Origin of the sequence: Bacillus sp. FSL M8-0049, assembly GCF_038593355.1 — a bacterium.
Classification (GTDB): domain Bacteria; phylum Bacillota; class Bacilli; order Bacillales; family Bacillaceae; genus Bacillus; species Bacillus safensis.
Window position 1 is genome coordinate 1,057,888 of record NZ_CP151986.1, and the last position, 16,713, is coordinate 1,074,600.

Consider the following 16,713-nt stretch of genomic DNA (forward strand, 5'->3'; position numbering starts at 1 on the left):
TTTTCAAGCGAATAATAGAAAATGTGTTTTTTTACATAAGGGGGAATTTAAATATGAGATTAACGGGTCTATTCGTTTCACTTGCTGTTGCCATCTATTTATGGTTTGATGCGCCAAAACATAACAAAGACAAATGGCTGTGGGCTGTTTTAGGCGTGCTATTTAGCACCATCGTACTTGGTATTTATTTGATCAAGACAGAGAGGAAGGGGCTGGGCTGGACGATCTTGATTTTAACCATCTTGTTTTATCTCATGCTGCTCATCTCTGTTTTGATCGGTGTTATTCTTTTTTATCAGGCGCCTTCATGAAGAAGGGCCTTTTTCTTTTACCTTTTGAGCCGGTACACCAGCAATGACGATCTGCTCTTCATGAAAGGAACGATTCACCACGGCATTTGCTCCGATTGAAATATGATTTGCAATGTAAATGTCTCCAAACAGCTTAGCACCGGGGCCAACCCATACGTGATCTCCAATGGTTGGTACATCCTTTTCGGAATGGTTTTGGCCAATATTCACCCCTTGATGAATATCACAAAATGCCCCAATTTTTGCGTGCTTATTCACAATTAAGAGACCACTATGATTGATTCTAAGGCCGGGGCCAAAGACGCCAATCGGAATATCAAAGCCAAGCTGCATGCCTTTCTTTTTATGTAAATAGCGATAAAACCATTTGCGCAGTAGAGCGCCGCTATTAGAATAGTACTCATATTTTCGCAAATACCTTTGATATTTCCATATATCGTCCCCAAACCACTTTGGTCTTCTGCGCGTGATCGCTAATGCTTTCTTATCCTGCGTTAAGTAATGGTGAAGATCGTGCTTTGTAAAAATCATCAAATTCCCCTCCATCCCTTTATGTTTCAGAGAAATTATACCATCCAAACCATTTATATCAAGAAAAAATGATGTTACTTCTTCAATTTTCTACCTTCATTTCATCCAAATTTCTTCATAAAATAAGCGCTTTGAGTTGAGTAGAACAAAAGAACCAGGAAGAATGATTTGTAATTTTTTTCAATATCAAACCGTCTCATGCGTTCCATCTCCTTATAGCAGTAAGGTTTGTAAAAATTACTCGAAAATACTCATTAAAAAGAGAATATTGCATTCATGTGCTTTTTGAATCATCTTTTTGAATACAATTGACTTTCCTATCTCACATCCTCTAGGCTAATAAATGAAAATGATAATCTTTATCAATTGGAGGAGTGTTTTATTATGTCCATCAAAACCGTTTCTAAAAATCAGCAATTTTTAGAGCAGCAAAGTCAAAGAGAATCTAATGCAAGGTCTTACCCGAGACGGTTCCCGTTAGCCATGCAAAAAGCCGAGGGTATGATCGTGACAGATGCAGATGGCAGAGAGTTTTATGACTGTCTGGCAGGCGCAGGAACACTTGCACTTGGTCACAATCATCCGGTTGTTATAGAAGCTATTGAACGTATGCTTCATGAAAAAAGACCATTGCATACGTTGGACATAACCTCAGAAATTAAAGAAGAGTTTGTGAATGAAATTTTTTCTCACCTGCCAGAAGAGTTTGCAAAGAGAGCAAAAATTCAATTTTGTGGACCAACTGGCGGTGATGCCATAGAAGCTGCGATTAAATTAGTCAAGACAGCGACAGGAAATCGTTCCATTCTTTCTTTCCACGGTGCTTATCACGGTGCGACACATGGCACGATGTCATTAAGCGGAAATTTGTCTCCAAAGGAAAGAGTGCAAGGGTTAATTCCAGATGTGCATTTCATGCCTTATCCATATGAATATCGCTGCCCATTTGGCATTGGCGGGAAAGATTCACACCGCATTTCCAGCTCTTATATTGAGCGTGTATTAAATGATCCTGAAAGTGGTATTCTACCGCCAGCAGGTATGATCTTTGAAGCAGTGCAAGGTGAGGGAGGTTCAATTCCAGCATCTATTGAATGGATAAAAGAAATGAGAAGAATCACAAAAGAAAAAGGCATTCCGCTCATTATCGATGAGGTTCAATCAGGCATTGGCCGAACAGGCAAGATGTTTGCCTTTGAACATGCGGGAATTGTGCCAGACGTTATTGTATTATCTAAAGCCATTGGTGGAAGCCTGCCGCTTTCAGTTGTGATTTATGATCAAGATTTGGATCAATGGAATCCAGGTGCACACATTGGCACATTTAGAGGGAATCAGATGGCGATGGCTGCAGGAACCGCTACGCTTAAATTTATAAAAGAAACCAATCTGCTTGATCATGTAGACCAGCTAGGGGATCGCATGCAGGCTTATTTAAAAGACATACAAAAAAATGTACCTGCTATCGGTGATGTTCGAGGAAGAGGATTAATGATTGGTGCTGAAATAGTCAATCCAAATGAAAAGCAGGATGTGGATGGAAGTTATCCAGCAAATCCTGAGCTAGCCAGTCTCATTCAAAAGAATTGCTTCGACAAAGGCTTAATTGTAGAGACAGGAGGCCGTTTCGGTAGCGTCATTCGATTCTTACCGCCATTGATCATGACAGAAGAACAGCTTGAACAAGTCATCGCTATTTTCAAAGAGGCCGTTTACGATGCAATCAACTAAAGCTTCTGTGGATTCATTATTTATCAATCAAAGCCAGCTTGGAAGAGAGTCCTTCCGAGCGGCTCTTCATACATCTATCGACAGCTTACTGGATCAGTGGCAAAAAGACCAAGGTCCATACAGCGGAATATTGCCTGGGAAATTAGCGGCTAGTGTCGAATCCTTATTTCAGCTTCAACCGTCTGGCGAATCAATGGAATCTGTCTTTCAAGATATACAGCAGCACCTTTTGCCGCATCTCGTTGATGTATCGCATCCTAAATGCTTGGCACATTTGCATTGTCCGCCGCTTATTCCTGCACTTGCCGCAGAGGTGATAGTGAGCTCCTTTAACCAATCAATGGATTCTTTCGATCAAAGCGGTATTGCATCTTTGGTTGAGGAGGAAATTTTAAAGTGGCTATGTGCGAAGTTTTCTTATGGAAATCTAGCAGATGGGACATTTACGAGCGGTGGCACCCAATCTAACTACATGGGACTGCTTCTTGCAAGAGATGCATTTTGTGAAAACACATGGCAATGGAATGTTCAGCAGAAAGGCTTGCCGAGTGAGGCTCACCGCATGAGAATTCTTTGTTCTAAGAATGCTCATTTCACTGTGAAGAAATCTGCATCCCAGCTAGGCTTAGGGGAGCAGGCAGTTGTTCTGGTAGAGACAGATGAGCATCACCGCATGGACCTCAACGATTTGAAGAAGAAACTTATTGAATTAAAGGAACAAGATCTCCTGCCTTTTGCGGTAGTGGCGACTTGCGGGACAACTGATTTTGGCAGTATTGACCCAGTTCGAGATGTGTATGACATCGTCAAGCCATACGGTCTATGGATTCACGCAGATGCTGCCTACGGCGGAGCGCTTGTATTAAGCGAAACCTACGGGAATAAATTAGACGGTATTGAACTTGCTGATTCCATCACGATTGACTTTCATAAACAATTTTATCAGCCGATCTCCTGCGGAGCATTTTTGCTAAAGGATAAAAGACATTTTGGTTTGATTCATTATCATGCAGATTATCTCAACCCAAAGGAAGATGAACTGGATGGAATACTACATCTTGTCCATAAATCTGTGCAAACGACGCGCCGGTTTGACGCTCTGAAATTGCTTCTTTCTCTTCGTCTGATTGGGGAGGAAGGATTTGGTGACATCATTGACCATACCATTGATTTTGCAAAGGATGTGGCCGCGCTTATTGAGAGCAATGATCACCTTGACCTGATCAATCCTGAGCCAGAAATCAATGCAGTTGTGTTTCGATTTAAGGGGGCGGATGACATCAATAAAATCATCCATCGAACGTTATTCAAATCAGGAACTGCTGTCATTGCGAAAACAGTGGTGGATGGTCAAACATGCTTAAAATTCACTTTGTTAAATCCGAGAACGACAATCACACATATTGAGGAAATCCTTTCTGACATCGTTGATATCGGGATCGCTCATATTCAATCCGGGAGGGTACTACGTTGAGTCAATATAAACAAATGGCTGAAAATGCAACTATGCAAAGCTTTTTAAACTGTTTTTTACGTGAAACAGGAATCGATCGATCTGCAAAAAAAGAGACGAAAGCAGATGGTTCGCTTGTATTCGTGGCAAAACTAGCAAAGCAAGACCTTGAGCTTGTGATTCCGATCCGATATTTTTCATCTGTAGGCCGCCATCTCTTTGATTTTCCGATTCGCTTTCGTCCAAGTGGCAGCGAAAAAGAGGGAACGATCGTCGATTACACGACACTTGTTGCTTTATGTTCAAAGGAGCTCCTCATTGCATATGGCCGCACTGATGCAGAGGATGAATTCATGCTGCGCATCATTTTAAGCTGCCGAAATATTGAACGATTCTTACGGGAGAGAGAAAGTGATCAAGCTGCTTTATCTCAAGCTGATTTTGAGTACATCGAGGCTGAGCAGTCACTTCTCCTTGGACATTTAACACATCCTACACCAAAAAGCAGACAAGGGATGACAGAAGAGGAGGAAGCCGTCTATTCTCCTGAGCTGAAAGGAGCTTTCCAGCTTCATTACTTTAAAGCGCACCATTCGATTGTGCTTCAGGATTCGTCTATTTCACAATCTGCGGCAAGCCTCATGTTAGAAGAGCTTTCGCGTCAGGTGCCAGAAGAAACAGAGAGACTGAATAGGTTAACAGAAAACGGAGAATTTGTGCTCATTCCGATTCATCCGCTGCAAGTCAAAGTGGTCATGGAGAAGGCATTCGTGAAGCGTTATATAGAGGAGGGGAAACTGACTTATTTAGGACCGCTCGGGTCTGAATACACAGCGACCTCATCCTTTAGAACGGTCTATCAAAAGGATTCTGCTTACATGCTCAAATTCTCTGTTCCTGTGAAAATTACGAACTCTTTACGTATCAATAAACAAAAGGAACTGGATCGAGGAGTAGAGATGTCCCGCATCTTAAAAACAGAATTAGGCGTTTCTTTATATGAAAAATTCTCTGGATTCCGTGTCATTGAAGATCCTGCATATCTCTCTATTCGAGGAGATGAAGCGGAATCTGGCTTTGAAGTGGTCATTCGTCAAAATCCATTCTTGCATCGTGAAAAAGGCGCAAGCTTAATTGCTGGGCTATGTCAGGATCATGCGTACGGAGGAAAATCGAGATTAGCAGGAATTATTCATAAACTTGCAGATTCAGAAGGCCGGTCAACAGAAGCGGTCAGCCAAGATTGGTTTAAACAATATTTGACCATTTCGTTAAAACCGATGCTCTGGCTGTTTGAAACGTATGGTCTTGCACTCGAGGCCCATCAGCAAAATGCTGTTGTGCAAATGAAGGATGGTTATCCAGAGACTTTCTATTATCGTGACAACCAAGGCTACTATTATAGTGAATCAAAAAAAGATAAGCTCGCAAATCTAGTTCAAAACTTGAGCGTAAGAAGTGAAACCATTTGTGCGGATGATGTAGCCGTTGAGAGACTCCGTTATTATTTCTTCTTTAATCATTTATTTGGTCTCATTAATGGCTTTGGCACAGAAGGTCTAGCAAAGGAAGAAGATTTGCTGGCACTCGTGAGAGATACATTGCTCGCTCATGAGGAGACGTACGGAGCATCTGATCTGACTAACAGCCTTCTCCGCTCAAAAGAACTTCCTTCAAAAGCGAATTTGCTGACACGATTTGAAGATATGGATGAGCTGACAGGATCTCTGGAAACACAGTCTCGTTACACGGCTGTCTTGAATCCGCTCTTTTTACATAAGGAGGCGCTGATTGGATGAGGCATCGCATCAGGTTTATTCGTGCTGAATATGAAAGAGATGTCCAGCTTGTCCATAAGTGGATGCAAGAAGAGTACGTTCACCCATTTTGGCATTTGAATATTCCATTTCCTGCTTTTGAAAAGCATTTTTATCAGGCCATACATGATCCGCATCAAACCCTTTATTTAGGCACGATTGATGGGACGCCAATGAGTTATTTTGAGGCTTACAACGTCAAAGGGGATATCATTGAATCCTACTATGAGCCTTCTCCGCATGATCAAGGCATCCACCTGTTAATAGGGGAGCCGGATTATGTGGGAAAAGGATTTGCTGCGCCGCTCCTTCAGGCAATGACAGCATTTCAATTTGAGCAGAACAAACGAACAGAAAAAATCGTTGCTGAGCCGGATATTCGCAATGAAAAAATGATTCATGTATTTGAAAAATGCGGCTTCGAACGTGTGAAACCAGTCACTTTACCCGATAAAACAGGTCTTTTGATGTTTTGTGATCGAGAACGATTCGAAAGGAAGTATAACCATGACGCGGTTCAACAAGCAAAATAATATAGTGGATGTAATTGGGATCGGCATTGGCCCGTTTAACCTCGGGCTTGCCGCATTATCTGAAGAGGTAAATGAAATCGACGCTTTGTTTTTTGAAAGAAGTGAAGCCTTTCACTGGCACCCAGGGATGCTCATTGAAGGGACAACACTGCAAGTCCCATTTTTAGCGGACCTTGTCAGCATGGCAGATGTGAAAAGCAAATATAGCTTCCTCAACTATTTGCAGGAACAAAACCGTTTGTATTCATTTTACTTTCTAGAAGACTTCCATATCCCGCGCAAGGAATACAGTCATTATTGCCGCTGGGTCGCTGACCAGTTAGACTCTTGCCGATTCGGCATGAATGTCGAATCTGTCTCACTGATCGAAAAGGCAGGGGAAAAGCGGTATGAAGTGCATGTCCGTCATGTAAAGGACCAAACTGTAGAGGTGTTTGAAAGCAAACATCTCGTCTTAGGAATTGGCACGCAGCCGGCGATACCCGCATCGCTCCAGCCAGCTTTAGGAGAGAAGGTTTTTCACTCAGCTGACTATTTAAAACGAAAGAAAGAAGGCTGTTTCAAAGGGAAATCTGTGACAGTTATCGGCTCTGGTCAAAGTGCGGCAGAAGTGTTTTATGACATTTTATCAGATGATGAGGCGAAGGATATTCACTGGTTCACACGGTCAAAAGGATTTTTCCCAATGGAATATTCAAACCTTGGACTTGAGTATTTCTCCCCTGACTATATTGATTTCTTTTATGAGCTTCCGCAAGCCAAAAAGGATGCGTTATTAAAACAGCAAGACTTGCTGTATAAAGGTATCAGTTCGGCGATGATTCGTGATATTTATCATTTGCTTTATGAACGTTCCGCCTGTGGAAAGCAGCTGAACACAGTGCTTCAAGCCATGACAGAGGTTAACCTGATTGAGGAAACTACAGGCAGATTATCACTTTCATGCACGCAATGGGTCAAGGAAGAATCCTTTACACATGAAACGGATATTGTCGTATTGGCGACTGGCTACCAATCCGTTCTGCCGCCGTTTATCAACCCTATTTCTCATCACATTCAATGGGATGATCAAGGACGTTTCCAAGTTGAACGTGAATATCGTTTGAAAACAAATACGATGGGTGAAAATGATATTTTTGTACAAAATGCAGAGCTTCATACACATGGGGTCGGCGCTCCAGATTTGGGGCTGGGGGCTTATCGAAACAGTGTGATCATCAATGAACTTGCTCGTCAAACCGTGTATCCACTTTATCAAAAGCATGTCTTCCAGACATTTGGTACACACAAGAACGCACACACATTTGAAGAAATCAAAGGATAAGGAGGATGAAGCGATGAGTGTACAAGATGAATTGAAAAAAGCGGTGAATCCTGCTGCTTGGAAAAAGGCAAACCAGCGAATGGTGGCAAAAATGCTGTCTGAATATATGTATGAGGACATGCTTCATCCTGTTGAGCTGGATTGTAAGGATGGCATCGCGCAGTATGAATTAATCATTCACGAACATAAGAAATATCGTTATCTGGCAAAACCTCGGTTGTTTGATAGTTTTGATACAATCGCTGAATCAATTGAGTGCTGTCAAGATGGAAAATGGTCAAAGGATGTCAGTGCCATTGTGTTTTTACTAGACATTCAGCCGATCATTCCAATGTCTTCTGATACAACAGGCCATCTTATCAAAGAGCTTCACCATACTTTGTTAGCCGATGTCCATTTGCTGTCGAAAAAAGCACTTCGTGCGGATGAACTGACAGATACGGATTATGCATGGATTGAAGGAGAAATGACAGGCCATCCTTGGATTGTGTATAACAAAGGACGTATAGGATTCAGCTACGATGATTACTTAGCTTATGCACCAGAACGGCAGGAATGTGTGCAGCTGTCTTGGATTGCTGTACATAGAGAGCTTGCGACATTCCATGCAGTCGATCATGAAAACTATGAGCAGGTGATCGCCAAAGAATTAGATGAAGTCACGATTCGTCAATTTCAGCGTGTGTTAAAGGATGAAGGACTGAATGCAGCTGACTATTATATGATGCCTGTCCATCAGTGGCAGTGGACGCATATGATTATTCAGCATTTCCCGGAAGATTTGGCCTTGCGCCGGATTGTGTATTTGGGAGAGGGACTGGATCAATATATCCCGCAGCAGTCGATCAGAACCTTTACAAATATCTCAAACAAAGGCAAGCATCATATTAAACTGCCAATGAGTATTTTAAATACACTCGTGTACCGTGGACTCCCATCAGAACGTACGGTCATTGCCCCGCGCATTACAGCGCATATTAAAGGGATTGCCGATCAAGACTCATTTTTATCTGATGTCTGCCGCGTCATTTTACCAGGTGAGAATGCAAGTATCAATGTCGATCATCCATACTACAGCAAACTGCCTGGTGCGCCGTATCAATATCTTGAGATGCTCGGTGTCATTTTTAGAGAAAGCATTTATACGTACTTAGAAGAAGGGGAGAGCCCTGTTACACTTGCGGCACTCACTTATGAGGATCATGAAGGTGAGCCGTATATCAAGCAGCTGATTGAAAAATCAGGTCTCTCAGCAAAAGAATGGATGGCGAAGTTTTTCCATGTCGTGATGCCGCCGCTGCTGCACTTTATGTATCAATACGGCACAGTCTTTTCACCGCATGGGCAAAATACAATTCTTGTGTTAAAAAATCATCAGCCGCATCGTTTGGCGATCAAAGATTTCGTTGATGATGTGAATATAAGTGACCAGCCGCTGCCTGAATTAGCTTCATTAGAAGAAGATTTAAGAGAAGTGCTGCGCAGTGAGCCGCCAGAAGGTCTGGTGCAATTTATCTTTACAGGATTATTTATTTGCAATCTGCGTTATGTATCCAACGTATTAGACAATCACAATCTGTTAGATGAAACGACTCTTTGGCGTTTGCTTGCTGAAGAAATTCAGCAGTATCAAAATCAATTCCCGCAGCTAAAAGACCGTTTTGAATTATTTGATCTATTCCAGCCGAAGCTGACAAAGCTTTGCTTAAATCGTAATCGAATGATTGATTATGGCTATGGAGATGGTGATGACCGCCCGCATGCATCAGAGCATGGGAAGGTCACAAATGCACTCGCTCATGTTCTTTCGTCAGTTGGGGAGAAGTAATAGAAAAGCTGTAGACATCAAGTGTCTACAGCTTGTTTGTTTTTTAAGAAAATGCTTGAGAGGCAAGGAAATAGAAAAGGGCGGGATCATTCAGTTTTTCTTTCCCGCGAATCATCATAAAATGCGCTACGTTTGTTTTTGTAAATCCTGCTTCAACAAGTGTTTCATGCAGGCGTTCAGCAGTTTCTTCCTGCATATCTAAACGAATTGCGCCTGAATAAGACGAGATGAGTGATTGGATAAGCGAGAGAGCGGTTTGTTCATCGTTTGCTGTAAGCGGTCCAATCATTAGATTAGCAGGGGTTTCGATGCCAAAGGCAAATCCAGTTGTTTCATGGTGCTCATTCTTTGCAATCAGCCGGAACGATGCTCGTTCCATTCGCTTTCTTATAAAGCTCGATCGATTGGTGCCTGCACCTTTTTCGTCAAGTGCTTCAATAGACGGAAGGTCCGCTTCATCAGCAGGAGAAAGGTGAATCCCGCCTGACACACGAAAAGCCGCTGGATTCGTGGTCTGTGCTTTGTATGTATGAATGTAGCCGGCCGTTTGAAATCCAATTTTTTCGTAAACGGGCTGTCCTTGTACAGTAGCAGTTAAAACGACAGGAACGCTTTGATCGCTTCTGCGAAGCAGGGTGTCAATCATTTTCCGTGCAAGGCCTAAGCCGCGATGTGTCTCAGATACAATAACGGCACCAATTGATGCTGCTTTATCATATTGGAAAAGTCCTGCACATGAGATCACTTGTCCATCTGTTGTTGAAAAACCTGTAAAATATCCGTTTGTTAAAAGAGATGTAAGCTCATCCGCATTGTAATCAGGCCAGTCGACCTCTTTTGACAATGCGATAAGATCGGGTATGTCATCAAGTGTTAAAGTTCGTTGTACAACGTTTTCCAATACACGCAACTCCTTCTTAGCTGATTTCATCTATATGTATCGTACCATATGAAGGCATAGGAAAAAGGAAAAGGAAGATCCTTTTCCTCTCAGCGTGTATCAAAAAAGAACCCCCAATGACGGAGGGTCCAGTCTTAATGAACATTAAAATATCGAGCTTCAGGGTGGGAAACGACGATCGCTGAAACAGATGCTTCAGGTTCCATCATGAATCCTTCTGTCAGATGGATGCCGATTTTTTCAGGCTGAAGCAGCTTGAACAGCTTTTCTTGATCCTCAAGATTTGGACACGCTGGATAACCAAAGGAATAGCGCTGCCCTTGATATTTCGCTTGGAATCGTTTTTCCATTGTAAAATCGACTGGGTCAGCGAATCCCCATTTGTCACGAATCACTTGGTGGGTTCTTTCAGCTAATCCTTCTGCAAGCTCAAGTGCCAGAGCTTGGACAGCATGCATTTTTAAATAATCTCCTTCCTGCTTAAATTGCTGCGCGACCTCGCGTATACGCGCGCCGGCTGTGACGGCGAATAAGGCAATATAATCTTTCTCGTTTTCATCACTTTTCCGTACATAATCAGAAATGGAGCGGTACGGGAGCTTCTCCTGCCTTGGAAATTGGAACGTTTCAATGATGCGGTCAGGCTCTATGGGATCATAAATATGCAAATCATTTCCGTCTGAACTGGCAGGGAAGAATTGATACACAAATGCTGGCGCAAACCAGTTTTTCTCTCTGCCTTCGTTTAGAAGATCTGTGACAAGCTGTTTTAATTCCAATGCTTTTGGGTGCTTTTCAGCTAATAAGGTTTTGATCTTTCCCTTTAAGCCGAGATGATGACCAATAAGCATTTGTTCATTCACATAAGGCATAATATGATGCAAATCGATGTCCTTCACATAATGGCGTGCGGTATTTTCTGGCGTAAATACCGGTGCCTTCGGGAGTGCTGCGCGTTTTTCTAGTAATTCTATGACAGCTTTCGGCTGCTTTCCTTCTTTTTCCTTGAAAGGTGCCGCTGGCTCTTCTTGCGGTTTTGTTTGAAATTGAAGAGGATTCGCTTTTAACTCATTGGCTAATGATAGTCCGTCCATCGCATCTTTTGCATAAAGAACAGGTCCATCATAATGAGGCGAAATTTTCATTTTCGTAAATTTACGAGAAAGGGCAGCACCGCCGACCAAAATAGGAACAGAAATATTGGCTTTTTGTAAATCTTGAGCGGTTAGTACCATTTGCTGTGCGGATTTTACAAGTAAGCCTGATAATCCAATCATATCTGGTTTTTCCTTTTGCACAGCTTCAATCAATGTTTGAGGTGTCACCTTGATGCCGAGGTCGACCACCTGAAAGCCGTTATTGCTCAAAATGATGTCGACGAGGTTTTTCCCGATATCATGGACATCTCCTTTTACGGTCGCAAGTAGAATCTTTCCTTTCCCGCTCGCATGCTGCTTTTCCATATATTGCTCAAGAAACGAAACAGATGCTTTCATGACCTCAGCCGATTGAAGCACTTCGGCTACAATCAATTCGTTTTGATTAAAAAGACGACCAACTTCAGCCATTCCCTGCATTAACGGGCCATTGATGATATGAAGCGGCGATTCATATTGCTCCAAAGCAAGGGATAGGTCATCGATGAGACCTTCTTTCGTTCCCTCGACGACATAGAGCGCCAGCCTTTCATCAAGTGAAAAGGAGATCTTTGGTTTTTTCTCCGTTTTCTTTTTGCCGCGGTAAAATTGGGTGAATTCAGCCAGTGTTTGATCATTTGTTTCATAAAGCAAGGTTTCAGCCAGTTTGATTTCTTCCTTTGGAATGGAAGCGAAGCGTTCAAGCTTTTCTGTATTGACAATGGCATAGTCAAGCCCTGCTTGCACGCAGTGATACAAATAGACGGCATTTAAGATTTCTCTGCCAACAGGCGGAAGTCCGAAAGATACGTTGCTGATGCCTAAAATGGTGAGGCACTCAGGCAGGGTTTCCTTAATCATTTTAATGCCTTTGATCGTTTCTTCAGCGGCGCCAATATATTGCTCGTCTCCAGTGCCTACGGGAAAGACAAGCGGATCAAAAATGATGTCACTTGCGGGAATACCATATTTCTTTGTTAGTAAATCGTGAGAACGTACAGCAATTTCAAGCTTTCGTTCTGCTGTCACCGCCATTCCTATTTCATCAATCGTGCCAACAACAAGTGCACCGCCATATAGCTTCACAAGAGGAAGAATCTCTTCAAAGCGTTCCTCGCCATCCTCAAGGTTGATGGAATTGATGATGGCTTTCCCTTGAGAGTAGGTCAGTGCCTTTTCAATCAGGTGTTTATCCGTTGAATCAATGACAAAAGGGGCTTTCACCTTTTTCATGGCTTCTTGTAAAAAGCCTTCCATGTCTGCTGCCTCATCACGGTCTGGATCGGCGAGACACACATCAACGACGTGAGCGCCATTTTTCACTTGAGCACGAGCAATTTCTGCTGCTTCTTCAAACTTTTGTTCCGCAATGAGCCGTTTGAATTTGCGAGAACCAATGACATTGGTCCGTTCTCCTACAAAAAGAGGACGCATCGAATCCTCATAAATAAGAGGCTCAATTCCTGATACGGTATGCTGCGGTGATTCGCGGTTGATATGACGCGGCTGAAGCGTGCGTACTTCATCTGACAATGCTTGAATATGCGCAGGTGTAGTTCCGCAGCAGCCGCCGACAATATTTAACCAGCCTTCCTTAGCAAAGGCGGCGATTTTTTTAGCAAGAGAGGCAGGGGATTCATGATATTGGCCTTCTTCATCTGGGAGACCAGCATTCGGATAGCAGCTCACCGCTGACTTTGCAATGGAGGAGAGCGTGCGGATGTGGTCTGTCATAAATTCTGGACCAGTCGCACAGTTAAGGCCCACACTGATTGGTTTCATATGCTCAAGAGAGATATAAAAGGCTTCAATATCCTGACCAGCAAGGGTGGTGCCCATCGGTTCAATCGTTCCTGATACCATGAGTGGTAATTGGATGCCCGTCTGCTGAAAGGCTTCCTGAATCCCTTTGAATCCAGCTTTTACATTCAGCATATCTTGGCTTGTTTCTAAAAGAAGGGCATCACACTTTCCGTCAATTAGAGCGCGGGCCTGCTCTTCATAATTTCTGACGAGCTCACTGAAGGTTGTGCCGCCTGTTACAGATAATGTTTTCGTTGTCGGGCCCATTGCGCCTACAACAAAACGAGGCTTTTCTGGTGTGGAGAAACGGTCAGCTTCTGCCTTTGCCAGCTGCGCAGCTCGAACATTGAGTTCATAGGCAAGGTGCCCAAGCCCATATTCGTCAAGGACGAGCTTTGTCGCGCCGAACGTATTTGTTTCAATGAGGTCAGCACTTGCTTCAAGGTACTCCCTATGGATCTTAGAGATGATGTGAGGGGCTGTCACATTCAAATACTCGTTACAGCCCTCATACTCTTCTCCGCCAAAGTCCTCTGCTGTCAGGTTGGCGTTTTGAATCATTGTGCCCATTGCCCCATCAAGGACGAGGATGCGTTTTTTGAGCTGTTCAGTGATAGTTGACATGGACGTTAGACTCCTTTTCTTTCTGATGGATGTAGGTGGTCAGTTCTGCTGTTAAATCTGATCGAAGGAAAGGAGTAATTAAATAAATGCCATTAAACAATTCGCAGGCTGTATCTAATAAAGAGCGGGCAATCGCTAAGCCTTCTGCTCGCTGCTTTTCTTTATCCTCGCCAGCCTTAGCCATAATGTCACGAATAGAATCAGATAATTTGATGCCTGGAATTTCGTGATGAATAAACTCTGCATTTCGGCTGCTTGTTAACGGCATAATGCCGATATAAATCGGTTTATCCAAGTGGCGGCTTTCCTCATGAATTTTCACAAGCTGTTCCTCAGAATAAACAGGCTGTGAAATAAAATAATCAGCACCGTATTCGATTTTTTTCTCAAGACGTTTCACCGCTTTATCAATATGGCGCACATTTGGGTTAAACGCGCCAGCCACTGAAAAATTGGTCTTTTTGCCAAGGGGCTTTCCTGAGAAAGAAAGGCCTTCGTTAAACTGTTTGATGAGACGAATCAAATCAAAGGAGGTTAAATCATACACAGATGTTGCACCTGGGAAGTCTCCAATTTTAGATGGATCGCCTGTGATCGCTAAAATATCGGTTAATCCAAGGGTGTCGAGCCCCATTAAATGAGATTGAAGCCCAATCAAATTACGGTCGCGGCATGTGATATGAACAAGAGAACGCATATCGAGCTGCTGCTTTAATAATGCGCCGCAAGCGACATTGCTAATGCGCGGAGTCGCAAGAGAATTATCGGCTAACGTCAATGCATCAATGCCAGCATCCTTTAATTCATTTGCAGCAACGAGAAATTTTTCGAAGTTCAGCTTCTTCGGCGGATCAAGCTCTACGATAATCGATCGTTTTTTCACAGCCAGCTCATCAAGACCTGGCTCAGTGCGCTGATCTTGGATGGAAATGATTTCTTCTTTTAACACCTTCACTTCTTTTTCAGTGATCGGTGCTAAATCTTTGACCGCTTCAGCCATTGCGCTAATATGCTGAGGTGTTGTTCCGCAGCAGCCTCCGATAATACGTGCGCCCTGATTTCTAAATTCAAGTGCACTTTTTCGGAAATAATCGTTATCGGTATCATAGACGAGTCTGCCTGCTTCAAGAGAGGGGAGACTGCTGTTAGGATAGACAGATAAATGAGAATTTTCCAAAAGTGGAACGCCTTCGAGTGCCTGAATCATGTGATAAGGGCCCAGCCGGCAGTTGATGCCGACAACATCTGCACCAAGAGATGATAACTCAGATAAACCATCCTTCAGCGGGGTACCATCCTGCAAAACGCCTTGTTCATGCATAGAAACGTTCATGACAATCGGAAGAGTCGTTTCTTTGCGGGCAATTTGGAGAACAGCCTTCGCTTCTTCTATATCATAATATGTTTCAAGCAATATTCCGTCAGGCTCTTCATTTAATAGGATGTACAGCTGCTCTCTAAAGCTTCGTTTGATTTCTTCTATAGAGTAAGCATTTTTGTTAAACGTTCGAATGCCGCCAATTGTTCCGAGTACATAAGCAGAGCCTGCGGCTGCTTTTGCAATTTGTACCGCTTTTGTATTGATGCGTTTCGTTTCTTCCTCTAGGCCGTAGCGGGATAGTTTAATATAATTCGCACCGTATGTGTTCGTTTGGATGATGTCAGCGCCTGCCTGCACATATGCTTCGTGCACGCGTTTCACTTCATCCTCTTTCGATAAATTTAATTCTTCAAAGCAGCGGTCAATGCCGTAAGAGTATAAAAGTGTTCCCATCGCTCCGTCAGCAATCAGTACGCGGTTTTGTAAGTCTTGTAATAGGCCCATTGTATTCCTCCTTATTTCTATGTAACAAAAAAAGCCTTCTGATAAGAAGAAGACTTTTTGGCTGTATCGTAATTCTTCTCCTTATCTTCCAAGCAGTTGCTTGCTGGATTTAGCACCTTGGTCATAGAAATTGGATTTCTACTACACCGGTTGCTGAGGCTTCACAGGGCCAGTCCCTCTGCCTCTCTTGATAAGAAAGCAATATGAACATGTCAATGAATTGAACTTCCATCAACTGTAACGAAAAATGCAGAAATAATCAATGGAAAATTTGAAATTTATCGAAAATTTATAAATTGGACATCAATCGGCAAATCGGCCTTGCGCATAAGAGAAATCACCTCTTGTAAATCATCTTTATTTTTCCCTGTCACACGCACTTGGTCATCCTGAAATTGTGATTTCACTTTGATGCCAGACTGCTTGATAAGCGCGTTGATCTTTTTGGCGTTGTCTTGATCAATCCCGCTGATCAGCTTCGCACGCTGGCGTACTGTACCGCCTAGGGCATGCTCAGTTTTTCCGTAATCGATGTTTTTAGTTGGAACATTTCGTTTGATCAGCTTTGTCACAAGCACATCTTTTAGCTGCTCAAGTTTGAAGTCATCATCAGAAATGAGGACAAGCTCTTCTTTTTCGAGAGAAATATCACTTTTACTTCCTTTAAAATCATAACGGTTTTTAATTTCTTTCAGTGCTGCTTGAACAGCGTTTTGCACTTCAGGCAGTTCAACCTTCGATACAATGTCAAATGAGCTTTCTTTTGCCATCACACATGACCTCCAAGTTTAGATATTGCGTCTATTTTATCATGCAAATAGCAGAAGAAGAAAACTTTATCAAAGAGTAAAGCCGCCAGCCGTATAAATCGTGTCCAGTTTGTCCACTTTAGCTAA

At 42.8% G+C, this 16,713-nt stretch carries 12 protein-coding genes and 1 riboswitch; of the genes, 7 read left to right on the plus strand and 5 right to left on the minus strand.

Going from position 1 to position 16,713, the window contains the following annotated elements; genetic code table 11:
• Positions 1 to 53 precede the first annotated feature (53 nt).
• A complete protein-coding gene (locus tag NSU13_RS05325) occupies positions 54 to 311 on the plus strand; it encodes a hypothetical protein (protein ID WP_034282121.1) in 258 nt (85 codons plus the stop codon).
• Here the strand turns inward: NSU13_RS05325 and NSU13_RS05330 are convergent.
• The gene (locus NSU13_RS05330; protein ID WP_098676799.1) at positions 306 to 842 is read right to left on the minus strand and encodes a serine acetyltransferase; all 537 of its coding nucleotides are present in this window, start codon (positions 840 to 842) and stop codon (positions 306 to 308) included. The two genes, NSU13_RS05325 and NSU13_RS05330, sit on opposite strands and share 6 nt — an antisense overlap.
• Positions 843 to 1,226: 384 nt before the next feature.
• Between NSU13_RS05330 and NSU13_RS05335 the strand changes: the two genes are divergently transcribed.
• From NSU13_RS05335 to NSU13_RS05360, 6 genes are read left to right on the plus strand one after another with little or no spacing between them, the layout of a single operon-like run.
• Positions 1,227 to 2,573, plus strand: coding sequence for an aspartate aminotransferase family protein (locus tag NSU13_RS05335; RefSeq protein ID WP_034282119.1), 1,347 nt, complete (start codon positions 1,227 to 1,229; stop codon positions 2,571 to 2,573).
• Positions 2,560 to 4,047, plus strand: coding sequence for an aspartate aminotransferase family protein (locus tag NSU13_RS05340; protein ID WP_144496563.1), 1,488 nt, complete (start codon positions 2,560 to 2,562; stop codon positions 4,045 to 4,047). The genes NSU13_RS05335 and NSU13_RS05340 overlap by 14 nt, the downstream gene beginning before the upstream one ends.
• A complete protein-coding gene (locus tag NSU13_RS05345; RefSeq protein WP_034282117.1) occupies positions 4,044 to 5,825 on the plus strand; it encodes an IucA/IucC family protein in 1,782 nt (593 codons plus the stop codon). The genes NSU13_RS05340 and NSU13_RS05345 overlap by 4 nt, the downstream gene beginning before the upstream one ends.
• A complete protein-coding gene (locus NSU13_RS05350; RefSeq protein ID WP_024426511.1) occupies positions 5,822 to 6,376 on the plus strand; it encodes a GNAT family N-acetyltransferase in 555 nt (184 codons plus the stop codon). Before NSU13_RS05345 ends, NSU13_RS05350 begins: the two co-directional genes overlap by 4 nt.
• Positions 6,351 to 7,700, plus strand: coding sequence for a lysine N(6)-hydroxylase/L-ornithine N(5)-oxygenase family protein (locus NSU13_RS05355; protein WP_061109654.1), 1,350 nt, complete (start codon positions 6,351 to 6,353; stop codon positions 7,698 to 7,700). The genes NSU13_RS05350 and NSU13_RS05355 overlap by 26 nt, the downstream gene beginning before the upstream one ends.
• A gap of 13 nt (positions 7,701 to 7,713) precedes the next feature.
• The gene (locus NSU13_RS05360) at positions 7,714 to 9,528 is read left to right on the plus strand and encodes an IucA/IucC family siderophore biosynthesis protein (RefSeq protein WP_251232204.1); all 1,815 of its coding nucleotides are present in this window, start codon (positions 7,714 to 7,716) and stop codon (positions 9,526 to 9,528) included.
• Between the two features lie 43 nt (positions 9,529 to 9,571).
• On the opposite strand, the gene NSU13_RS05365 is transcribed toward NSU13_RS05360, so the two are convergent.
• From NSU13_RS05365 to NSU13_RS05380, 4 genes are all read right to left on the minus strand, one after another.
• On the minus strand, positions 9,572 to 10,429 hold the full coding sequence (locus NSU13_RS05365; protein ID WP_120207325.1) for a GNAT family N-acetyltransferase: 858 nt from the start codon (positions 10,427 to 10,429) through the stop codon (positions 9,572 to 9,574).
• A gap of 134 nt (positions 10,430 to 10,563) precedes the next feature.
• Entirely contained in the window at positions 10,564 to 13,992 is a 3,429-nt protein-coding gene (gene metH, locus NSU13_RS05370) for a methionine synthase (protein WP_342489913.1), read from the minus strand.
• A complete protein-coding gene (locus NSU13_RS05375) occupies positions 13,976 to 15,817 on the minus strand; it encodes a bifunctional homocysteine S-methyltransferase/methylenetetrahydrofolate reductase (protein ID WP_041117099.1) in 1,842 nt (613 codons plus the stop codon). Before NSU13_RS05375 ends, metH begins: the two co-directional genes overlap by 17 nt.
• 78 nt (positions 15,818 to 15,895) lie before the next feature.
• Positions 15,896 to 16,014, minus strand: a riboswitch (SAM riboswitch).
• A gap of 81 nt (positions 16,015 to 16,095) precedes the next feature.
• Positions 16,096 to 16,587: a YajQ family cyclic di-GMP-binding protein gene (locus NSU13_RS05380; RefSeq protein ID WP_012009527.1), complete on the minus strand. Its 492-nt coding sequence runs from the start codon at positions 16,585 to 16,587 to the stop codon at positions 16,096 to 16,098.
• Positions 16,588 to 16,713: the final 126 nt, after the last annotated feature.

What these genes read in the sequence shown, in the direction of transcription:
- NSU13_RS05360 (WP_251232204.1), top strand. Translation starts at nt 7,714, where the DNA reads ATGAGTGTACAAGATGAATTGAAAAAAGCGGTGAATCCTGCTGCTTGG.
- NSU13_RS05335 (WP_034282119.1), top strand. Translation starts at nt 1,227, where the DNA reads ATGTCCATCAAAACCGTTTCTAAAAATCAGCAATTTTTAGAGCAGCAA.
- NSU13_RS05380 (WP_012009527.1), bottom strand. Translation starts at nt 16,587, where the DNA reads ATGGCAAAAGAAAGCTCATTTGACATTGTATCGAAGGTTGAACTGCCT.
- NSU13_RS05350 (WP_024426511.1), top strand. Translation starts at nt 5,822, where the DNA reads ATGAGGCATCGCATCAGGTTTATTCGTGCTGAATATGAAAGAGATGTC.
- NSU13_RS05340 (WP_144496563.1), top strand. Translation starts at nt 2,560, where the DNA reads ATGCAATCAACTAAAGCTTCTGTGGATTCATTATTTATCAATCAAAGC.
- NSU13_RS05355 (WP_061109654.1), top strand. Translation starts at nt 6,351, where the DNA reads ATGACGCGGTTCAACAAGCAAAATAATATAGTGGATGTAATTGGGATC.
- NSU13_RS05330 (WP_098676799.1), bottom strand. Translation starts at nt 842, where the DNA reads ATGATTTTTACAAAGCACGATCTTCACCATTACTTAACGCAGGATAAG.
- metH (WP_342489913.1), bottom strand. Translation starts at nt 13,992, where the DNA reads ATGTCAACTATCACTGAACAGCTCAAAAAACGCATCCTCGTCCTTGAT.
- NSU13_RS05325 (WP_034282121.1), top strand. Translation starts at nt 54, where the DNA reads ATGAGATTAACGGGTCTATTCGTTTCACTTGCTGTTGCCATCTATTTA.
- NSU13_RS05375 (WP_041117099.1), bottom strand. Translation starts at nt 15,817, where the DNA reads ATGGGCCTATTACAAGACTTACAAAACCGCGTACTGATTGCTGACGGA.